This window comes from Streptomyces sp. NPDC049954 (genome assembly GCF_040656295.1).
Classification (GTDB): Bacteria; Actinomycetota; Actinomycetes; order Streptomycetales; family Streptomycetaceae; genus Streptomyces.
In genome coordinates, this window is sequence record NZ_JBFALS010000003.1 from 556,036 (window position 1) to 571,283 (window position 15,248).

The 15,248-nt window shown below is 72.7% G+C and carries 12 protein-coding genes and 1 pseudogene; 6 read left to right on the forward strand and 7 right to left on the reverse strand.

Annotated features, from left to right (window positions below; translation table 11 throughout):
- Positions 1-66 precede the first annotated feature (66 nt).
- Genes AB0J21_RS08895 through AB0J21_RS08910 form a run of 4 tightly spaced genes read right to left on the reverse strand, consistent with a single transcriptional unit; the run spans position 67 to position 3,887 of the window.
- Entirely contained in the window at positions 67-1,821 is a 1,755-nt protein-coding gene (locus AB0J21_RS08895; RefSeq protein WP_363145230.1) for a biotin carboxylase N-terminal domain-containing protein, read from the reverse strand.
- Complete coding sequence (locus AB0J21_RS08900) at positions 1,818-2,072, reverse strand: hypothetical protein (RefSeq protein ID WP_363145140.1); 255 nt, start codon at positions 2,070-2,072, stop codon at positions 1,818-1,820. The genes AB0J21_RS08895 and AB0J21_RS08900 overlap by 4 nt, the downstream gene beginning before the upstream one ends.
- Positions 2,073-2,091: 19 nt before the next feature.
- Entirely contained in the window at positions 2,092-2,286 is a 195-nt protein-coding gene (locus AB0J21_RS08905; RefSeq protein ID WP_363145141.1) for an acyl-CoA carboxylase subunit epsilon, read from the reverse strand.
- Between the two features lie 14 nt (positions 2,287-2,300).
- Positions 2,301-3,887 carry an acyl-CoA carboxylase subunit beta gene (locus tag AB0J21_RS08910; protein ID WP_363145142.1) on the reverse strand — a complete coding sequence of 529 codons (1,587 nt, stop codon included), beginning with the start codon at positions 3,885-3,887 and terminating at the stop codon, positions 2,301-2,303.
- A gap of 107 nt (positions 3,888-3,994) precedes the next feature.
- Here AB0J21_RS08910 and AB0J21_RS08915 point away from each other — a divergent pair, with 107 nt between their 5' ends.
- The gene (locus tag AB0J21_RS08915; protein ID WP_363145143.1) at positions 3,995-4,693 is read left to right on the forward strand and encodes a TetR/AcrR family transcriptional regulator; all 699 of its coding nucleotides are present in this window, start codon (positions 3,995-3,997) and stop codon (positions 4,691-4,693) included.
- Positions 4,694-4,816: 123 nt separating this feature from the next.
- Positions 4,817-5,283: pseudogene (locus tag AB0J21_RS08920) on the forward strand (DUF6640 family protein); the annotation flags it as partial.
- On the opposite strand, the gene AB0J21_RS08925 reads toward AB0J21_RS08920, so the two are convergent.
- Entirely contained in the window at positions 5,225-6,793 is a 1,569-nt protein-coding gene (locus AB0J21_RS08925) for an LCP family protein (protein ID WP_363145144.1), read from the reverse strand. The pseudogene AB0J21_RS08920 and the gene AB0J21_RS08925 overlap by 59 nt on opposite strands.
- 630 nt (positions 6,794-7,423) lie before the next feature.
- Here AB0J21_RS08925 and AB0J21_RS08930 point away from each other — a divergent pair.
- The gene (locus AB0J21_RS08930) at positions 7,424-7,984 is read left to right on the forward strand and encodes a glycoside hydrolase family 25 protein (RefSeq protein ID WP_363145145.1); all 561 of its coding nucleotides are present in this window, start codon (positions 7,424-7,426) and stop codon (positions 7,982-7,984) included.
- On the opposite strand, the gene AB0J21_RS08935 is transcribed toward AB0J21_RS08930, so the two are convergent.
- Positions 7,962-8,159, reverse strand: a complete 198-nt coding sequence (locus tag AB0J21_RS08935) for a hypothetical protein (RefSeq protein ID WP_363145146.1) — start codon at positions 8,157-8,159, stop codon at positions 7,962-7,964. The genes AB0J21_RS08930 and AB0J21_RS08935 overlap by 23 nt on opposite strands.
- 9 nt (positions 8,160-8,168) lie before the next feature.
- Here AB0J21_RS08935 and AB0J21_RS08940 point away from each other — a divergent pair, with 9 nt between their 5' ends.
- Complete coding sequence (locus tag AB0J21_RS08940; protein WP_363145147.1) at positions 8,169-8,570, forward strand: LysR substrate-binding domain-containing protein; 402 nt, start codon at positions 8,169-8,171, stop codon at positions 8,568-8,570.
- Between the two features lie 24 nt (positions 8,571-8,594).
- Here the strand turns inward: AB0J21_RS08940 and AB0J21_RS08945 are convergent, their stop codons facing one another.
- Positions 8,595-9,635: a rod shape-determining protein gene (locus tag AB0J21_RS08945; RefSeq protein WP_363145148.1), complete on the reverse strand. Its 1,041-nt coding sequence runs from the start codon at positions 9,633-9,635 to the stop codon at positions 8,595-8,597.
- 456 nt (positions 9,636-10,091) lie between these two features.
- On the opposite strand from AB0J21_RS08945, the gene AB0J21_RS08950 reads away from it, so the two are divergent.
- Together AB0J21_RS08950 and AB0J21_RS08955 are read left to right on the forward strand one after the other, a co-directional pair.
- Positions 10,092-11,303 carry an MFS transporter gene (locus AB0J21_RS08950; RefSeq protein ID WP_363145231.1) on the forward strand — a complete coding sequence of 404 codons (1,212 nt, stop codon included), beginning with the start codon at positions 10,092-10,094 and terminating at the stop codon, positions 11,301-11,303.
- Positions 11,304-11,489: 186 nt separating this feature from the next.
- Complete coding sequence (locus tag AB0J21_RS08955; protein ID WP_363145149.1) at positions 11,490-15,221, forward strand: S8 family serine peptidase; 3,732 nt, start codon at positions 11,490-11,492, stop codon at positions 15,219-15,221.
- Positions 15,222-15,248: the final 27 nt, after the last annotated feature.

The window sequence follows — 15,248 nt, forward strand, 5'->3', positions numbered from 1 at the left end:
ACACCGGCGGGTCTTGGGGGTGTTCGCCGGCCGTTGGCGCCGGGGCGCCCGGTACCCGGCCCCGGGTCAGTCCTTGATCTCGCAGATCGCGGCGCCGGAGGACACCGAGGTGCCGACCTCTGCCGCCAGACCCTTCACCGTGCCGGAGCGGTGGGCGTTGAGGGGCTGTTCCATCTTCATGGCTTCGAGGACGACGACGAGCTCGCCTTCCTCGACCTCCTGGCCCTCTTCGACGGCGATCTTGACGATCGTGCCCTGCATCGGGGAGGCGAGGGTGTCGCCGGACGCGGCGGAGCCGGACTTCTTCGCGGCGCGGCGCTCGGGCTTGGCGCCGGCGGCGAGGCCGGTGCGGGCCAGGCTCGTGCCGAGCGAGGAGGGCAGGGAGACTTCCAGGCGCCTGCCGCCGACCTCGACGACGAGGGTCTCGCGGCCGGACTCCTCATCGGTGTCCTGGTCCGCCGGGACCGCGTACGGCTCGATGTCGTTGACGAACTCCGTCTCGATCCACCGGGTGTGGACCCGGAAGGGGTCGGCGGTGAACGCCGGGTCGGCCACGACCGCGCGGTGGAAGGGGATCGCGGTGGCCATGCCCTCGACGGTGAACTCGGCCAGCGCACGCCCGGCGCGCCGCAGTGCCTGCTCACGGGTCGCGCCGGTCACGACCAGCTTGGCGAGCAGGGAGTCCCACGCCGGGCCGATGACGCTGCCGGACTCGACCCCCGCGTCGAGGCGGACCCCGGGGCCGGCGGGCGGGGCGAACAGGGTGACGGTGCCGGGGGCGGGCAGAAAGCCGCGGCCCGGGTCCTCGCCGTTGATGCGGAACTCGAAGGAGTGACCGCGAACGGCCGGGTCGTCGTATCCGAGTTCCTCGCCGTCGGCGATGCGGAACATCTCGCGTACGAGGTCGAGGCCGGTGACCTCCTCGGTGACCGGGTGCTCCACCTGGAGGCGGGTGTTGACCTCCAGGAAGGAGATCGTGCCGTCTGTGCCGACCAGGAACTCGACCGTGCCGGCGCCGACGTAGCCGGCCTCCTTCAGGATCGCCTTGGACGCCGCGTACAACTGCGCGTTCTGCGCCCGGGACAGGAAGGGGGCCGGGGCCTCCTCGACGAGTTTCTGGTGGCGGCGCTGGAGCGAGCAGTCACGGGTGGAGACGACGACCACGTTTCCGTGGGTGTCGGCCAGGCACTGGGTCTCCACGTGCCGCGGCTTGTCGAGGTAGCGCTCAACGAAGCACTCCCCGCGCCCGAACGCGGCGACGGCCTCACGGACCGCGGAGTCGTACAGCTCCGGGATCTCCTCCAGCGTGCGCGCGACCTTCAGCCCGCGCCCGCCGCCGCCGAACGCGGCCTTGATCGCGATCGGCAGCCCGTGCTCCTTCGCGAAGGTGACGACCTCGGCGGCACCCTCGACGGGGTCGGGGGTGCCGGCGACGAGCGGGGCGCCGGCGCGCTGGGCGATGTGGCGGGCGGCGACCTTGTCGCCGAGGTCCCGGATCGCCTGCGGGGGCGGGCCGATCCACGTGAGACCGGCGTCGAGCACGGCCTGGGCGAACTCGGCGTTCTCCGAGAGGAAGCCGTAGCCCGGGTGGATCGCGTCCGCCCCGGAGTCCTTGGCCGCCTGGAGCACCTTGGCCATGTCCAGGTAGCTGGCGGCCGGGGTGTCACCGCCCAGAGCGAACGCCTCGTCGGCCGCCCGCACATGCAGAGCGTCGCGGTCCGGGTCTGCGTAGACGGCCACGCTCCCGAGTCCCGCGTCCCGGCAGGCACGGGCGACACGGACAGCGATTTCGCCACGGTTGGCGATGAGCACCTTCGTCAGCATGTCGGCTCCTGGACGTCCCCGCGGTCGGCGCCCAGCACATCGGCGGTCGCGAGGACGTGCTGGGGAGCCGGGCGCGGGCCGGGGCGGCTCACTTCGTGCCCGGCGTCGCCCAGCGCCCGGGCGACCATCCCGGCACCGTGGTCGTGATCGTGATCGTGGCCGTCGGGCCCGGGCTCGGCGATCACCACCCGCAGCCGGGGCGGCACCGCTGTGCCGACGACATCTGCGCCCTGTCGCAGGATGCTCATGGTCTCTCCGATCGGAAGTTCAGCGGGGGAGGGCCGGAGTGAGCCAGCCGACCGGGCCGTAACCGTGCGGCGTGCCCAGAAGGAGGCGACGGGAAGCCCAGGCACCGGGACGGCGGGGAGCCGGTCCCGGGCCCGCCGTGCCGACTGCCGACAGCAGGACGACCGCGGCGGCCAGCTCCTCCGGGGTCGGGTTGCCCCGTACGACCTTGATCATGGCCAGGACCCTTTCTAGAGGGGGATGTTGCCGTGCTTCTTCGGGGGCAGCGACTCCCGCTTGGTCCGCAGCTGCCGCAGTCCCTTCACCACCTGGGCCCTGGTCTCGGACGGCATGATCACCGCGTCCACGTAGCCGCGCTCGGCCGCCACGTACGGGTTGAGGAGGGCGTCCTCGTAGTCCGCCATGAGTTCGGCGCGGGTGGCGTCCTGGTCCTCGGCGGCGGCGATGGTGCGGCGGTGCAGGATGTTGACGGCGCCCTGCGCGCCCATGACGGCGATCTGGGCGGTGGGCCAGGCGACGTTGATGTCGGCGCCCAGGTGTTTGGAGCCCATGACGTCGTACGCGCCGCCGAACGCCTTGCGGGTGATCACCGTGATCAGCGGGACGGTCGCCTCCGCGTACGCGTAGATCAGCTTGGCGCCGCGGCGGATGATGCCGCCGTACTCCTGGTCGACACCCGGCAGGAAGCCCGGGACGTCGACGAAGGTCAGCACGGGCACGTTGAAGGCGTCACACGTGCGGACGAACCGTGCGGCCTTCTCGCTCGCGTTGATGTCCAGGCAGCCGGCGAACCGCATCGGCTGGTTGGCGACGACGCCGACCGGGTAACCCTCCACCCGGCCGAAGCCGGTGAGGATGTTCGGCGCGAACAGGGCCTGGGTCTCCAGGAACTCGCCGTCGTCCAGCACATGCCCGATCGCGGTGCGCATGTCGTACGGCTGGTTCGCCGAGTCCGGGATGAGCGTGTCCAGCTCGCGGTCCTCGTCGCTGACCGCCAGGTCCGCCTCCTCCGGGAAGGCCGGGGCCTCGGAGAGGTTGTTCGACGGCAGGTACGACAGCAGGGACTTGACGTACTCGATGGCGTCCTTCTCGTCCCCCGCCATGTGGTGCGCCACGCCCGAGGTGGTGTTGTGCGTACGGGCGCCGCCCAGCTCCTCGAAGCCCACGTCCTCGCCGGTGACCGTCTTGATGACGTCGGGCCCGGTGATGAACATGTGCGAGGTCTGGTCGACCATGACCGTGAAGTCAGTGATCGCGGGGGAGTAGACCGCGCCGCCCGCGCACGGTCCGACGATCAGGGAGATCTGCGGGATCACACCCGAGGCGTGCACGTTGCGGCGGAAGATCTCCGCGAAGAGGCCCAGCGCCGCGACACCCTCCTGGATGCGGGCGCCGCCGCCGTCGTTGATGCCGATGACCGGACAGCCGGTCTTCAGCGCGAAGTCCATCGCCTTGACGATCTTCTCACCGTAGACCTCGCCGAGCGAGCCGCCGAAGACGGTGAAGTCCTGCGAGTACACGCAGACGGGGCGGCCGTCGACCGTGCCGTACCCGGTGACGACACCGTCCCCGTACGGCCGGTTCTTCCCGATGCCGAAGTTCGTCGAGCGGTGCCGGGCGAACTCGTCCAGCTCCACGAAGGAACCCTCGTCGAGCAGGAGACCGACGCGCTCACGCGCGGTCAACTTGCCCTTCGCGTGCTGCTTCTCCACCGCGCGCGCGGAACCCGCGCGGGTCGCCTCGTCGATACGGCGCCGCAGGTCCGCGAGCTTGCCCGCGGTGGTGTGCGTGTCGCTGCGTGCGATGGCCTCGGGCATGCCTGACCTCCCGGAGGGTCGGTACTGGGTACTGTTATAACAGTACGGAGTTCCGTCCGGGCGGACAAGTGGTGTCCGGACGACGGGGCAGGGGATGATGCGTTCACATGACCAGAGGATCCACGCGGGCCAGACTCGCGCAGGCCGCCTTCGTCCTGTTCGACGAGTGCGGGTACGAGCAGACGACCGTCGACGACATCGCCGAGCGGGCCGGTGTGGGGCGCACCACGTTCTTCCGGCACTACCGGTCCAAGGAAGCGGTCATCTTCCCCGACCACGACCGTCTGCTCACCGCGGTCAGGGAAAGGCTCGGCAGTTCCTCGCACCAAACGGCGCTGGTGGCCGTATCCGACGCGGTCCGGATCGTCTTGCTGCACTATCTGGACGAGGGCGAGCTGGCGCGCCGCAGGTACGCCCTTACCAGCGCTGTCCCCGCCCTGCGCGAACGGGAGATCGTGAGCGTGGCCCGCTATCAGCGCCTGTTCCGTGAGTTCATCGCGGACTGGCTGGCCGAGACGGGGACGGCGGCGCCACTGAGGGCGGAACTCATGGCGGCGAACGTGGTCGCCGCACACAATCACGTGCTGAGGCGGTGGCTCAGGGGTGAATCGGCCGACCCCGTCTCGGAGGTCGACGAGGCACTGCGCGAAGTCGTCGCACTTTTTCCGGTGCCGCCCGTTCGAGCCTCTGACCCCGGAACGGCCGGCGACACCGGCACCACGGTCGTCGTTCTGAGGAGCGGGGCGGACGTGGACGAGTTGCTGCCCTCACTCCGGCGCCTGCTGGAAGAGGCAGCCGGGGCGTGAGCCTCGCAGGTCGCCCCGTCGTCGCCCGGCGACGCACCAGGCAACGAGCGCAGGCCCGCAGGTTCCGCGCCGACGCGACGGACCGATCTCGCTGCCAGCTGTGATCGCCGGAGTGGCCCCTGCCTCGCGGACTGGAACGAGACCCACCTCCACAATCCGGACTGGCCGCCGCACGCCAGATTCCCCAACGCCCAGCCATGAGCCCGGGCGCCGGGCCGGCCGGAGCCGCTCTCCCGCAGCTGTGGCGCCCGGCTGATTCCGCGGCAGGCGCCAGGGCCGCGCTGGACAGCGGGGCCGTGTCCGCCGCGCTGTACCGGGTGACGCAGACCCCCGCACTCGCGTACCCCGGCTCCCGCGCCGTCGGCCCGCCCGGCGAGCAGGTCTTCCCGCAGGCCGTTGGCGAGCGCGTGGGGACGTCGTCCGGCACGGCGCGACCCCACGCAGGAGCACCGGACCCGGAACGTCCCCCGTTCCCGGCCGTGCGAAGAGCGCGGGCCCCGGCGGGGACGTCACCGCCGGCCCCGCGACGGGTCACCCGTACGACAGGTCCTCGCAGATGCCGCGGTCGGCGGAACGAGCCTGGCTGCTGACCTTCGAAGGCAGCGGGGCGGGTGCCTCGGGGGCGTCGGAGGCCGCGGGGACGGCGGCGTAGTCCTGGCCCGCGATCAGGTTGATCTGTACGCCGTCGAGTTGCTGGAGCTGGGCGCCGGGGAAGAGTTCGGCGAGCTTCTGGGCGCCGGCCTCGAAACCGGGGCCGTACTGGACGACGGTCGTGGCGTGGTTCTGGGAACCGGCGGTCGCGGTGCCGGTGACCGTGAACTGGTGGGCGCGCAGAAGGGTCGTGGCCCGGGCGGCGAGGCCCGTGGTGGTGGTGCCGTTGTAGACGGCCACGGTGACGCCCGCCCCGTCCACGGCCGCGGCGCCGGTCGTCGGGGAGGGGCTGGCGCCGGCCTTCTTCGTCTTCTTCTTGTCGGTCTCCTGGCCGTCGAGGGTGCGGTCGGCCTTGAGGGTGGCCCAGAGCGCGTCCACGTCCGGGTGCTGGAGGGCGACCCGGGCCCCCTCGTAGCGCCAGGGAGTCGTGATGAACTGGATGTTGGCCAGGTCGATGCTCTTGAGGGACATGGCGAAGGACAGCAGCTTGCTCGCGGAGCCGAGCCCCGGGTCGACGGTCAGCGACTTGGTCGCCGCGTTGGCGAGCGGGAGCAGCGTGGTGGGGCTGAAGCCCTTCTTCTTGACCTGGCCGATGAGGCTGGAGATGAAGGCCTGCTGGCGTTTGGTGCGGCCGATGTCGGAACCGTCGCCGATGCCGTGCCGCAGCCGTACGTAGTCGAGGGCCGCCTTGCCGGAGACCTTCTGCTCCCCCTTGCGGTAGATGAGTTCGCCCGGCGTCGCGCGGTGCGGGTTCAGGTCGTTCTGGTAGATGTCGTTCGGCAGGCACACCGGCACCCCGCCGACCGCCGAGGTCATCGCGGAGAACCCCTCGAAGTTCACGACGACGGTGTGGTCCACGCGCAGGCCGGTGAGCGATTCGACGGTGTTCTGGGTGCAGGCCGGGTTGCCCTCGACCGTACTGCCCATGGAGAAGGCCGAGTTGAACATGGCGTTGGACCGGGTCGGGGTCCACGAACCGTCCGGGAGGCGGCAGGGCGGTATGTCGACGAGGGAGTCGCGCGGTATCGACACCCCGACGGCGTGCCGGTGATCGGCGTAGACGTGCAGCAGGATCGTGGTGTCCGAACGCCCCACCGCGTCCTTCCCCCCGCCGAGCGAGGCGTTGTCCCCGGACCGGCTGTCGGAGCCGATGAGCAGGACGTTCTGCGCGTCACCGGGGGTGTCGTCCGGGCGCTGGTGGCTGAGACCGGCGCCGTCGAAGGTGTCGATGTTGGAACTGAGCCGCAGGTAGACCGTGGTGCCCGCGGCCACCGCCAGTGCCGCCACCGACGCGCCGATCACCCAGAACAGCTTCTTACGGCTGCGGGCACGGGCCCTGCCGCGTCCGCGCGGGCGCTCTCCCCGGCGGCGACGGGACCGCTCGGGGGCGGCGCCCCGGTGTCCGCGGCGACGGTCGGGGCTCTCGGGTGCGGGCGGCTGGCCGGTCATGAATCACGCAATCGTCCGGGCGCCCGGAGGCTGGGCGCGGCACTTGGTTCCGGTGAGGGCTGGCGGTGCGGGCGGTGGTGCGGGCGGTGGTGCGGCGGTGACGACGTGACGGCCGCGGCGGGCGCGGGGCGGCACCGACGGCACCTGTGGGCGCCTCCAGGGGCGGGTCGGGAGGACAACAACGTAGAACCCGGAGGCGAGGGTGAACCGGGCGGGGTGAGTCTAAGGGGACGCATGACCGGCGCGGGAGGGACCTTGTCCCCCGTCCGGGGCGGTCGGTCGGGACCCGGCTCGCGCCGAAGCCCGTCCGCTGCGTACGCGGAAAGCCAGGGGGGCCTGTGCGCGGTTCCCGCGCCCGGAGCGAGCCTGTCACCCCGGAGTGGCAAATTGTCGTACTGAAGGAACGTTCGGCCGTCGCGGGGCCGGGCCGGAGAGACCGCCGGTCGGGCGACCCCCGCGCGCTGCCCGAGGACGCGCGCCCCTCGAATGATCCCGAGGGCTTCCATGATCCGGGTGAATCCGCTGAACTCGCCCGGCCGGGGCACCTGGAGGGACAGAATGGAGATCGCGGACCGAGACAACCGGTCGTGTCCGACCGGTGCCGGGCGCCCGGGGGACGAGGAGCAGCGCATGGCAGTCAAGGGCATCGACGTCAGCAGCTATCAGGATTCCTTCAGCACCGACGGCATGTCCTTCGTCTTCATCAAGGCGACGGAGGGCCGTTCGTACATCAACCCCAAACAGTCCGGACAGGCCAAGCGCGCCCGGGACGCGGGCTGCGTGGTCGGCTTCTACCACTTCCTGTGGCCCGGCAACATCCAGGCGCAGGCCGAGTACTTCGTGGAGAAGTGCGCGAGCGTCCACTACGACGTGCTCGCCTGCGACTGGGAGACCACCGGGGACGGCACCGCGGCGAGCAACGCGCAGAAGGACCAGTTCCTCCGCGCCGTGCAGAAGTTGCGCGGCGAGACGCACCGGGTCGTCCTCTACTGCAACCGCGACTTCTGGCTCAACCGCGACACCACCTCCTTCGCCGGGGACGGGCTGTGGATCGCCGACTACAACGGCAAACCCGGCAAACCCGGGATCAAGGCGCCCTGGCGGTTCCACCAGTACACGAGCACCCCCATCGACACGAACCTCGGCAACTTCGAGGACCGCGCCGCGCTCAGGAAGTGGGCGCGGAAGTAACCCGGCAGGCCCGCACCCGCCCGTCGTCCGCCCCCGCCTCGCCGAGTGCCCGGACCGCCCGTTCCACCACCGCCTCGCCCGCCGCCAGCAACGGCAGCCGTACGGCGGGCGTGGGGATCAGGCCGGCCCGGTGCAGCAGCGCCTTGACGACCGAGGGGTTCGGCTCAGCGAACACACTCGCGGAGTGGACCGACAAGGCGGGGGCCAGCCGCGTCCCGGGGCGCACCGGACCCTCGCGGAGTGCGGTGACCAGCCGTGGATCACCGCGACGGAGGGGACCCTGTGCCGCACGATGACCGTGCGGGCCTGCCGCTCCGCCGGATTCGTGCCGCGCACCCGGCACCGGGTCGACGACTTCGACACCGTGCTGACGCTCGTCGCAGCCGGGCAGGGCGTCGCCCTCGTACCGGAGTCGGCGGTGGAACAGCCGCCCAGCGGCGTCGCGTTGAGCGCCCTGGACACGGTCCGTCGTACCGCCGTCGCGCACCGGGCGGGTGCGGGCGGGCGGCCCGCCGTCGCCGTCGTGGCCGAGGCGCTGCGCGCGGCGGTGCCGGACGCGCTGCGTGAACCGGCGGGGCGGCGCTGACGGCCCGCCGTGTCCCGGGGGCCGTTACCGCGTGGCCAGTGGGTTCAGCGTCATCGGGGCGACCCGGCCCTCCAGCATCGCGCCGAGGCCCATCACCGCGCACACGTCGGGGCGTTCGGCGATCCGGACGTGCATGCCGGTGGCCTTGGACAGCATCTGGTCCAGGCCCGGCAGGAGGGCGCTGCCGCCGACCATCGTGATGCCGCTCTCGGCCAGATCGGCCACGAGGTCGGGCGGGCACACCCGCAGGACCCGGCTGATGCCGTCGATCACCGAGGTCAGCGGGGTGTGGATGGCCTCCCTGACGGCCGCCGTGTCCACCGTCACCGCGCGGGACAGTCCGGTGACCACGTCCCGGCCGTGGATCTCCGTGGAGTGCGGCCCCTGCGCGGTGAGGCCCGCGCCGCTCAGCGCGAGCTGGAGCGGGCGCACCGACTGGGCCGGGAGCAGCAGGGAGTGGCGCCGGCGCAGGTGCTGCACGACCGCGTTGTCGATCGCGTCCCCGCCCACCGGGACGCGCTGCGCCGTCACGATCGAGCCGAGGGACAACACCGCGATCTGCGTCGTCGCGGCCCCGCACACCAGGACCATCGTGGCCTCGGGCCGCTCCACGGGCAGTCCGCAGCCGACCGCAGCCGCGATCAGCGTGTCGACGAGTTCGACGCGGCGCGCGCCGAGGCCCACCAGGGTCTCGACGGTCGCCCGGCGGGCCAGCGGGTCCGACTCGTGCGGGGTGCAGGCGGCGGCGCGCAGCCGGGGCTTGCGGCGCAGGGTGCGGCGCAGCTTGTCGCCGAGCAGGTTGCGCAGCATCCGCTGGGCCATGTCGATGTCGACGACGGTGCCGCCCGAGACGGGCCGTACCACGCGGATGTAGTCGGGGGTGCGGCCCGTCATGCGCTCCGCGAACTCGCCGACCGCGAGGAGCCCCCCGGTCCTGGTGTTGACCGCGGCGACGCTCGGTTCGTCGACGACAAGACCGGCGCCCTTCACGAACACCCTGGTCCGCGCGGCACCCAGGTCGACCGCGATGTGACAGCGGCGCAACTGCTCAAGACTGACGGCCACGGCATTGCCTCCCGAGGAACCGGCCGGAAGGAGCCACCGGACGGCGCCCCTGTTCGCATCGTGGTACCGGACGGGCCGCGGCGCGCGCCGGACTGCTCCGGGCGGGCGCCCCGGACACCCGGTCCGCCGGGCCGCGCGCGGCCCGTGCGGCGCCGTGCGCACCGGTCCGCTCCCTGGCCCGTCCGGGTGAGCGCCTGTGGTAACGGGTTAACATCCCCTGTGACCCGTACAACCTCCGGGAGCGTCCCCTCCGGGGGGACCGAGCCCGCCCCGCCCGCCTCCACCGCCCCGCAGGCCCCCGTGGTCCCGGACGCCGAACAGGGCCTCGACCCCTCCGACGCCGCCGCGATACCCGCCGGGGCTCCGCGCCCCGCCGTCCCCTCCCAGCCCGTCCCGACCGAGGAGAGCGCCGGGGACGGCCCGCAGCAGCCCGGGCGTCGGCGGGTCTTCGCCGACCTGACCCCGCTGCGGGTCTCCGCGGACTTCCGGCGGCTGTGGGTCGGCAACACGATCTCCTGGATCGGGCAGGCGATGACCGCGCTGTCCGTCTCGCTCCAGGTCTACGACCTCACCGGATCCAGCTTCTCCGTCGGCCTGGTCGGCCTGTTCTCCCTCGTCCCGCTCGTCGTCTTCGGGCTGTACGGCGGGGCGATCGCGGACACCGTGGACCGGCGCACCCTCGGCCTGTACAGCGCGATCGGCTCGTGCGCGCTGTCCTTCGCCCTCGCGGGCGGCGCGCTGGCCGGCTTCCACCACGTGTGGTTCCTGTACGCGATCGTCGCGCTCCAGGCGGTGTGCGGGGCGATCAACGCCCCCGCCCGCTCCTCGATGATCCCGCGCCTGGTGGCGCCGGAGCACCTGCCCGCCGCGAACGCCCTCAGCTCGATGACCACGACCTCGGGCACGCTCGTCGGGCCGATGCTCGGCGGGGTGCTCGTCGGACTGTGGGGCTACCAGTCCGCGTACCTCATCGACGCCCTCGCCTTCAGCGTCTCGCTGTACGCGATGTGGCGGCTGCCCTCGATGCGCCCCGACCGCGGCCGGGGCGCGGCGAAACGCGCCTCGGTCCTGGACGGGCTGCGCTTCCTCGCGACCCGCCCGAACCTGCGCACCACCTTCGTCTCCGACCTGTGCGCCATGATCTTCGCCTCGCCGCGCGCGCTGTTCCCCGCTGTCGCGGTCCTCTGGTACGGCGGCGACGCGGGCACCGTCGGGCTGCTCGTCGCGGCGCCCGCCGTGGGCGCCCTGCTCGGCGGAGTGCTCTCCGGCTGGCAGGGCAGGGTGCGGCGGCACGGGCTCGCGATCCTGCTCGCGGTCGCCGCCTGGGGCCTCGCGATCGCCGTGTTCGGGCTCACCCGCAACCTCTGGCTCGGCCTGCTGTTCCTCGCCCTCGCCGGGGCCGCCGACTCCGTCTCCATGGTCTTCCGGTCCACGATGCTCCAGGCCGCCGCGCCCGACGACATGCGCGGCCGGCTCCAGGGCGTGTTCATCGTGGTGGTCGCGGGCGGTCCCCGGCTCGGCGACTTCCTCGCCGGTTCCGCCGCCGACCTGAGCTCGCCCGCGGTGACCGTGACCGGCGGCGGACTGCTGTGCCTCCTCGGCATCGGCCTCGTCGCCCTGAAGTGGCGGCGCTTCGCCCAGTACGACGCCAACGACCCGCAGCCGTAAGGAAATCGGCGTCCACGCGGGGGAGTGCGGTCCGGCCGCCGCCAACTCCCCCACGGCGCACGCCTCCTGGCGGGAAGGCGCCTGGCTGCTTCCCGCCAGCCCGCGCAACCACGCCGCACCACAAGTCGCCCCAGACTCTTCCGCAGTGCCGGGCCCCCCGACCCGGCCGTGGAGGAGAGGGCATCCATGACCAGAGCACCTTCGTGGCGCAGAGCCTCGCTGCTGCCCGCCGGGCTCGCGCTCGTCCTGCTTCCGGGCGGGTCGTTCGCGCACGCGGCTGTCCCGGACGCGGCGGGCGGGCAGGCCCGTACCGCCGTCGCCCCGGCCGCGCGGACGGTGACCCTGGTGACCGGCGACAAGGTCACCGTCACCGACCTCGGCTCCGGACGCAGCACGGTCGCCGTGGACCGGGCCCCGGGCGCGACCGGAACCGTGCGCACCGACACCGTCGACGGCCGCATCACCGTCGTACCCGCCGAGGCCCGGCCGTACCTCGACGCCGGGGTGCTCGACCCCCGGCTGTTCGACGTCACCGGACTCATCGAGCAGGGAATCGCCGCGCAGGCGGGCAAGAAGGCCGTCCCCGCACTGCCGCTCATCGTCGCCTACGGGGCGAAGACGGCCCGCGGCGCGCTCGCCGCCCCGCGCGGCACCGACCAGGTCCGCGCCCTGCCCAGCATCGACGCGGTCGCCGTCCGCGCGGACCAGCCCAAAAGCCTGTGGGACTCCCTCACACCGGCCGCCGCCCGATCGCGCTCCGCGCAGCCGCACAAGGCGGCGTTCGGCGGGGGCGTCGCCAAGGTGTGGCTGGACGGACAGGTCAAGGCCGACATGGCCGAGTCCAACGCGCAGATAGGCACCCCCGAGGGCTGGGCGGCCGGGCTCACCGGCAAGGGCGTCAAGGTCGCCGTCCTCGACACCGGGATCGACGCCGACCACCCCGACCTCAAGGGCAGGGTCTCCGACTCCCGGAGCTTCATCGAGGGCCAGCAGACCGCCGACCGCGACGGACACGGCACGCACACCGCCTCGACCGTCGGCGGCAGCGGCGCCGCCTCCGGCGGCAAGGAGAAGGGCGTCGCGCCCGAGGCCGACCTCGCCATCGGCAAGGTGCTCAGCGACGAGGGCTCGGGCTCCGAGTCCCAGATCATCGCCGGCATGGAGTGGGCCGCCAAGGACGCCGACGCCAGGATCGTGTCGATGAGCCTCGGTTCCCAGGAGGCCAGCGACGGCACCGACCCCATGGCCGAGGCCGTCAACACCCTGTCCGAGGAGACCGGCGCCCTCTTCGTCGTCGCCGCGGGCAACACCGGTTCACCCACCTCGATCGGCTCACCGGGCGCCGCCGACGACGCGCTCACCATCGGCGCCGTCGACTCCGCCGACCAGGCCGCCTACTTCACCAGCGCCGGACCGCGCCTCGGTGACAACGCGCTCAAGCCCGACCTGTCCGCGCCCGGCGTCGGCATCCTCGCCGCCCGCTCCTCGCTCTCCGCGGGCGAGGGCGCGTACACCACCATGAGCGGGACGTCGATGGCCACCCCGCACGTCGCGGGCGTCGCCGCGCTCCTCGCCCAGCAGCACCCCGGCTGGGGCTGGCGTGAGCTGAAGGACGCGCTCATGTCGACCTCCACCACGCTCGACGCCTCCGCCTACACCCTGGGCGCCGGCCGGGTCAGCGTGCCCGACGCGATCGACGCGAAGGTCACCGCCAGCGGCAGCGCCGACCTCGGCTTCCACGGCTGGCCCTACGACGAGGACAAGCCGGTCACCCGTACCGTCACCTACGACAACTCCTCCGGCGCCCCGGTCACCCTGGACCTCTCGGCGACCGGCGCCCCGGACGGCGTCGTGACCCTCGCCGACCGGCAGCTCACCGTCCCCGCCCACGGCACCGCGCACACCACCGTCACCGGGGACGCCGCCAAGGCCCCCGTCGGCACCACCTCCGGGCAGATCCTCGCCACGGCCGACGGGCGTACCGTCGCGCACACCGTGTTCGGGCTCGTCAAGGAGGAGGAGCGGTACACCCTCACCGTCCACGTCAAGGACCGTGACGGGGCCCCCGCGCCCGCCTCGCTCGCCGTGCAGGAACTCGCGGCGGACGCCCAGGTGGTGCCCGCCTCCGTGGGCTCCTCCGGAACCCTGCGACTGCGCCTGAAGCCCGGCTCGTACGCCCTGAGCACCTTCCTCGACGTACGCGGCGGCCACGGCGCGGACTCCCTCGGCCTCGGCTACCTCGCCGACCCCGGGATCACCCTCGACCGGGACCGCGAGATCACCCTGGACGGCCGGGAACTGCGCGAGATCGGCGTCGACCTCGACCGGCGCACCGAGACCCGGCAACTGCTCATGGAGGCCGACCGCTCGGCGAACGGCTCGGACTACAGCGCCGCGGTCCAGGTCCCGCTCACCTACGACAGCGTCTTCGCCGCGCCCACCCGCAAACCGGGCACCGGCACCTTCGAGTACCGCACCGTGTGGCGCCTGGGCAAGCCGCTGCTCACCGTGAAGGCGGGCGGCACCGCCCTCGGCGAAACCACCCTCCAGTACGGCTCCCAGAGCCTCGACGGGAAGCTGACCGCCGCCCTGTTCGACGCGGGCGACGGCGCCGCCGCCGCGTACGAGGGCCGGAACGTGCAGGGCAAGGCCGTCCTCGTGCACGCCGACGGCTCCCTCGCCGCCAACGAGCTGGCGCGGTACGCGGTGGACGCCGGGGCCGCCGCGCTGTTCGTCACCGACGACGAGCCCGGCCGGCTCATGGCGGACTTCGGCGGCGCGGACGGCCAGGAACTCGCGATCCCCGTGGCCACCGTGAACGCGGCCGACGCGGCGAAGCTCGCCCGGGCGGCCGCCAAGGGGAAGAAGGCGCAGCTCACCGGTGAGCCCAACTCCCCATACGTGTACGACCTGTCGGAGGGGTACCCGGGCGCGATCCCCGCGAAGGACCTGACGATCGCTCCGAAGGCCAAGGACCTCGCGGTCGTCGACACGACGTACTACGCGCCCAAGCCGCAGACCGGCGGCGAGTTCCGCTACTCGATCACCGACACCTTCCCCATCGGTTTCGGCTTCCCCGAGCGGGCCTCCTACCCGGGAAAGCGCACCGACTACGTGACCGCGGCCGAGGGACAGCGCTGGCACGAGTCGCTCACCGCGGGCCCCGGCCTGTCCCTGGAGGAGCGCGGCGGACTCGTCGCCTACCCGGGCGCAAAGCACACGAAGCTCGACTGGTTCAAGCCCGTACTGCATCCGTGGCTCGGCACGGGCCTGGGCTGGGGACAGACCCGGGTGGGCGACAGCCTGGCCTTCAACACGCCCGGCTGGGGCGACTCGGGGCCCGACCACACGGGCTTCGGCGACGTGTGGAACGACGACTCGCTGACCCAGACCACCGAGGTCCTGGTCGACGGCGTGAGCGCGGGCAGGCAGACCAGCTCCGGCTACAACCTGTGGGATGCGGACCCGGGCGAGCACACCTACAAGGTCGTCACCGACACGACGACGGACCCGGAGGTCTGGGGCTACGGCGGCAAGGGTCACACGGCCTGGGAGGTCAGGTCCGCGCAGACGCCCGAGGACCACTACACCTACCTGCCGATGATCAACCTCGGCTTCGACGTGGACACCGCGCTCGACGGCACGGTCAGGGCCGGGAAGAAGCTGCCTGTCGGCCTCGACGCCGCGTACGTCGTGGGTGCCTCGGACACCGGGACCCTCACCACCGGGGCGCTCGCCGTCTCCTACGACCAGGGCCGGAACTGGACCACGGTCGACCTCGCGAAGAAGGGCGCGAACTGGAGCGGCACCCTGTCGGTGCCGCGCGAGGCGCACACCGTGTCCCTGCGCGCCTCCGTCCGCGACAACCGGGGCGGCGCGGTGACGCAGGTGCTCACGGACGCGCTGGCCGTCAAGTGACGACTCCGGTAAGGCGCTTCGGCAGCA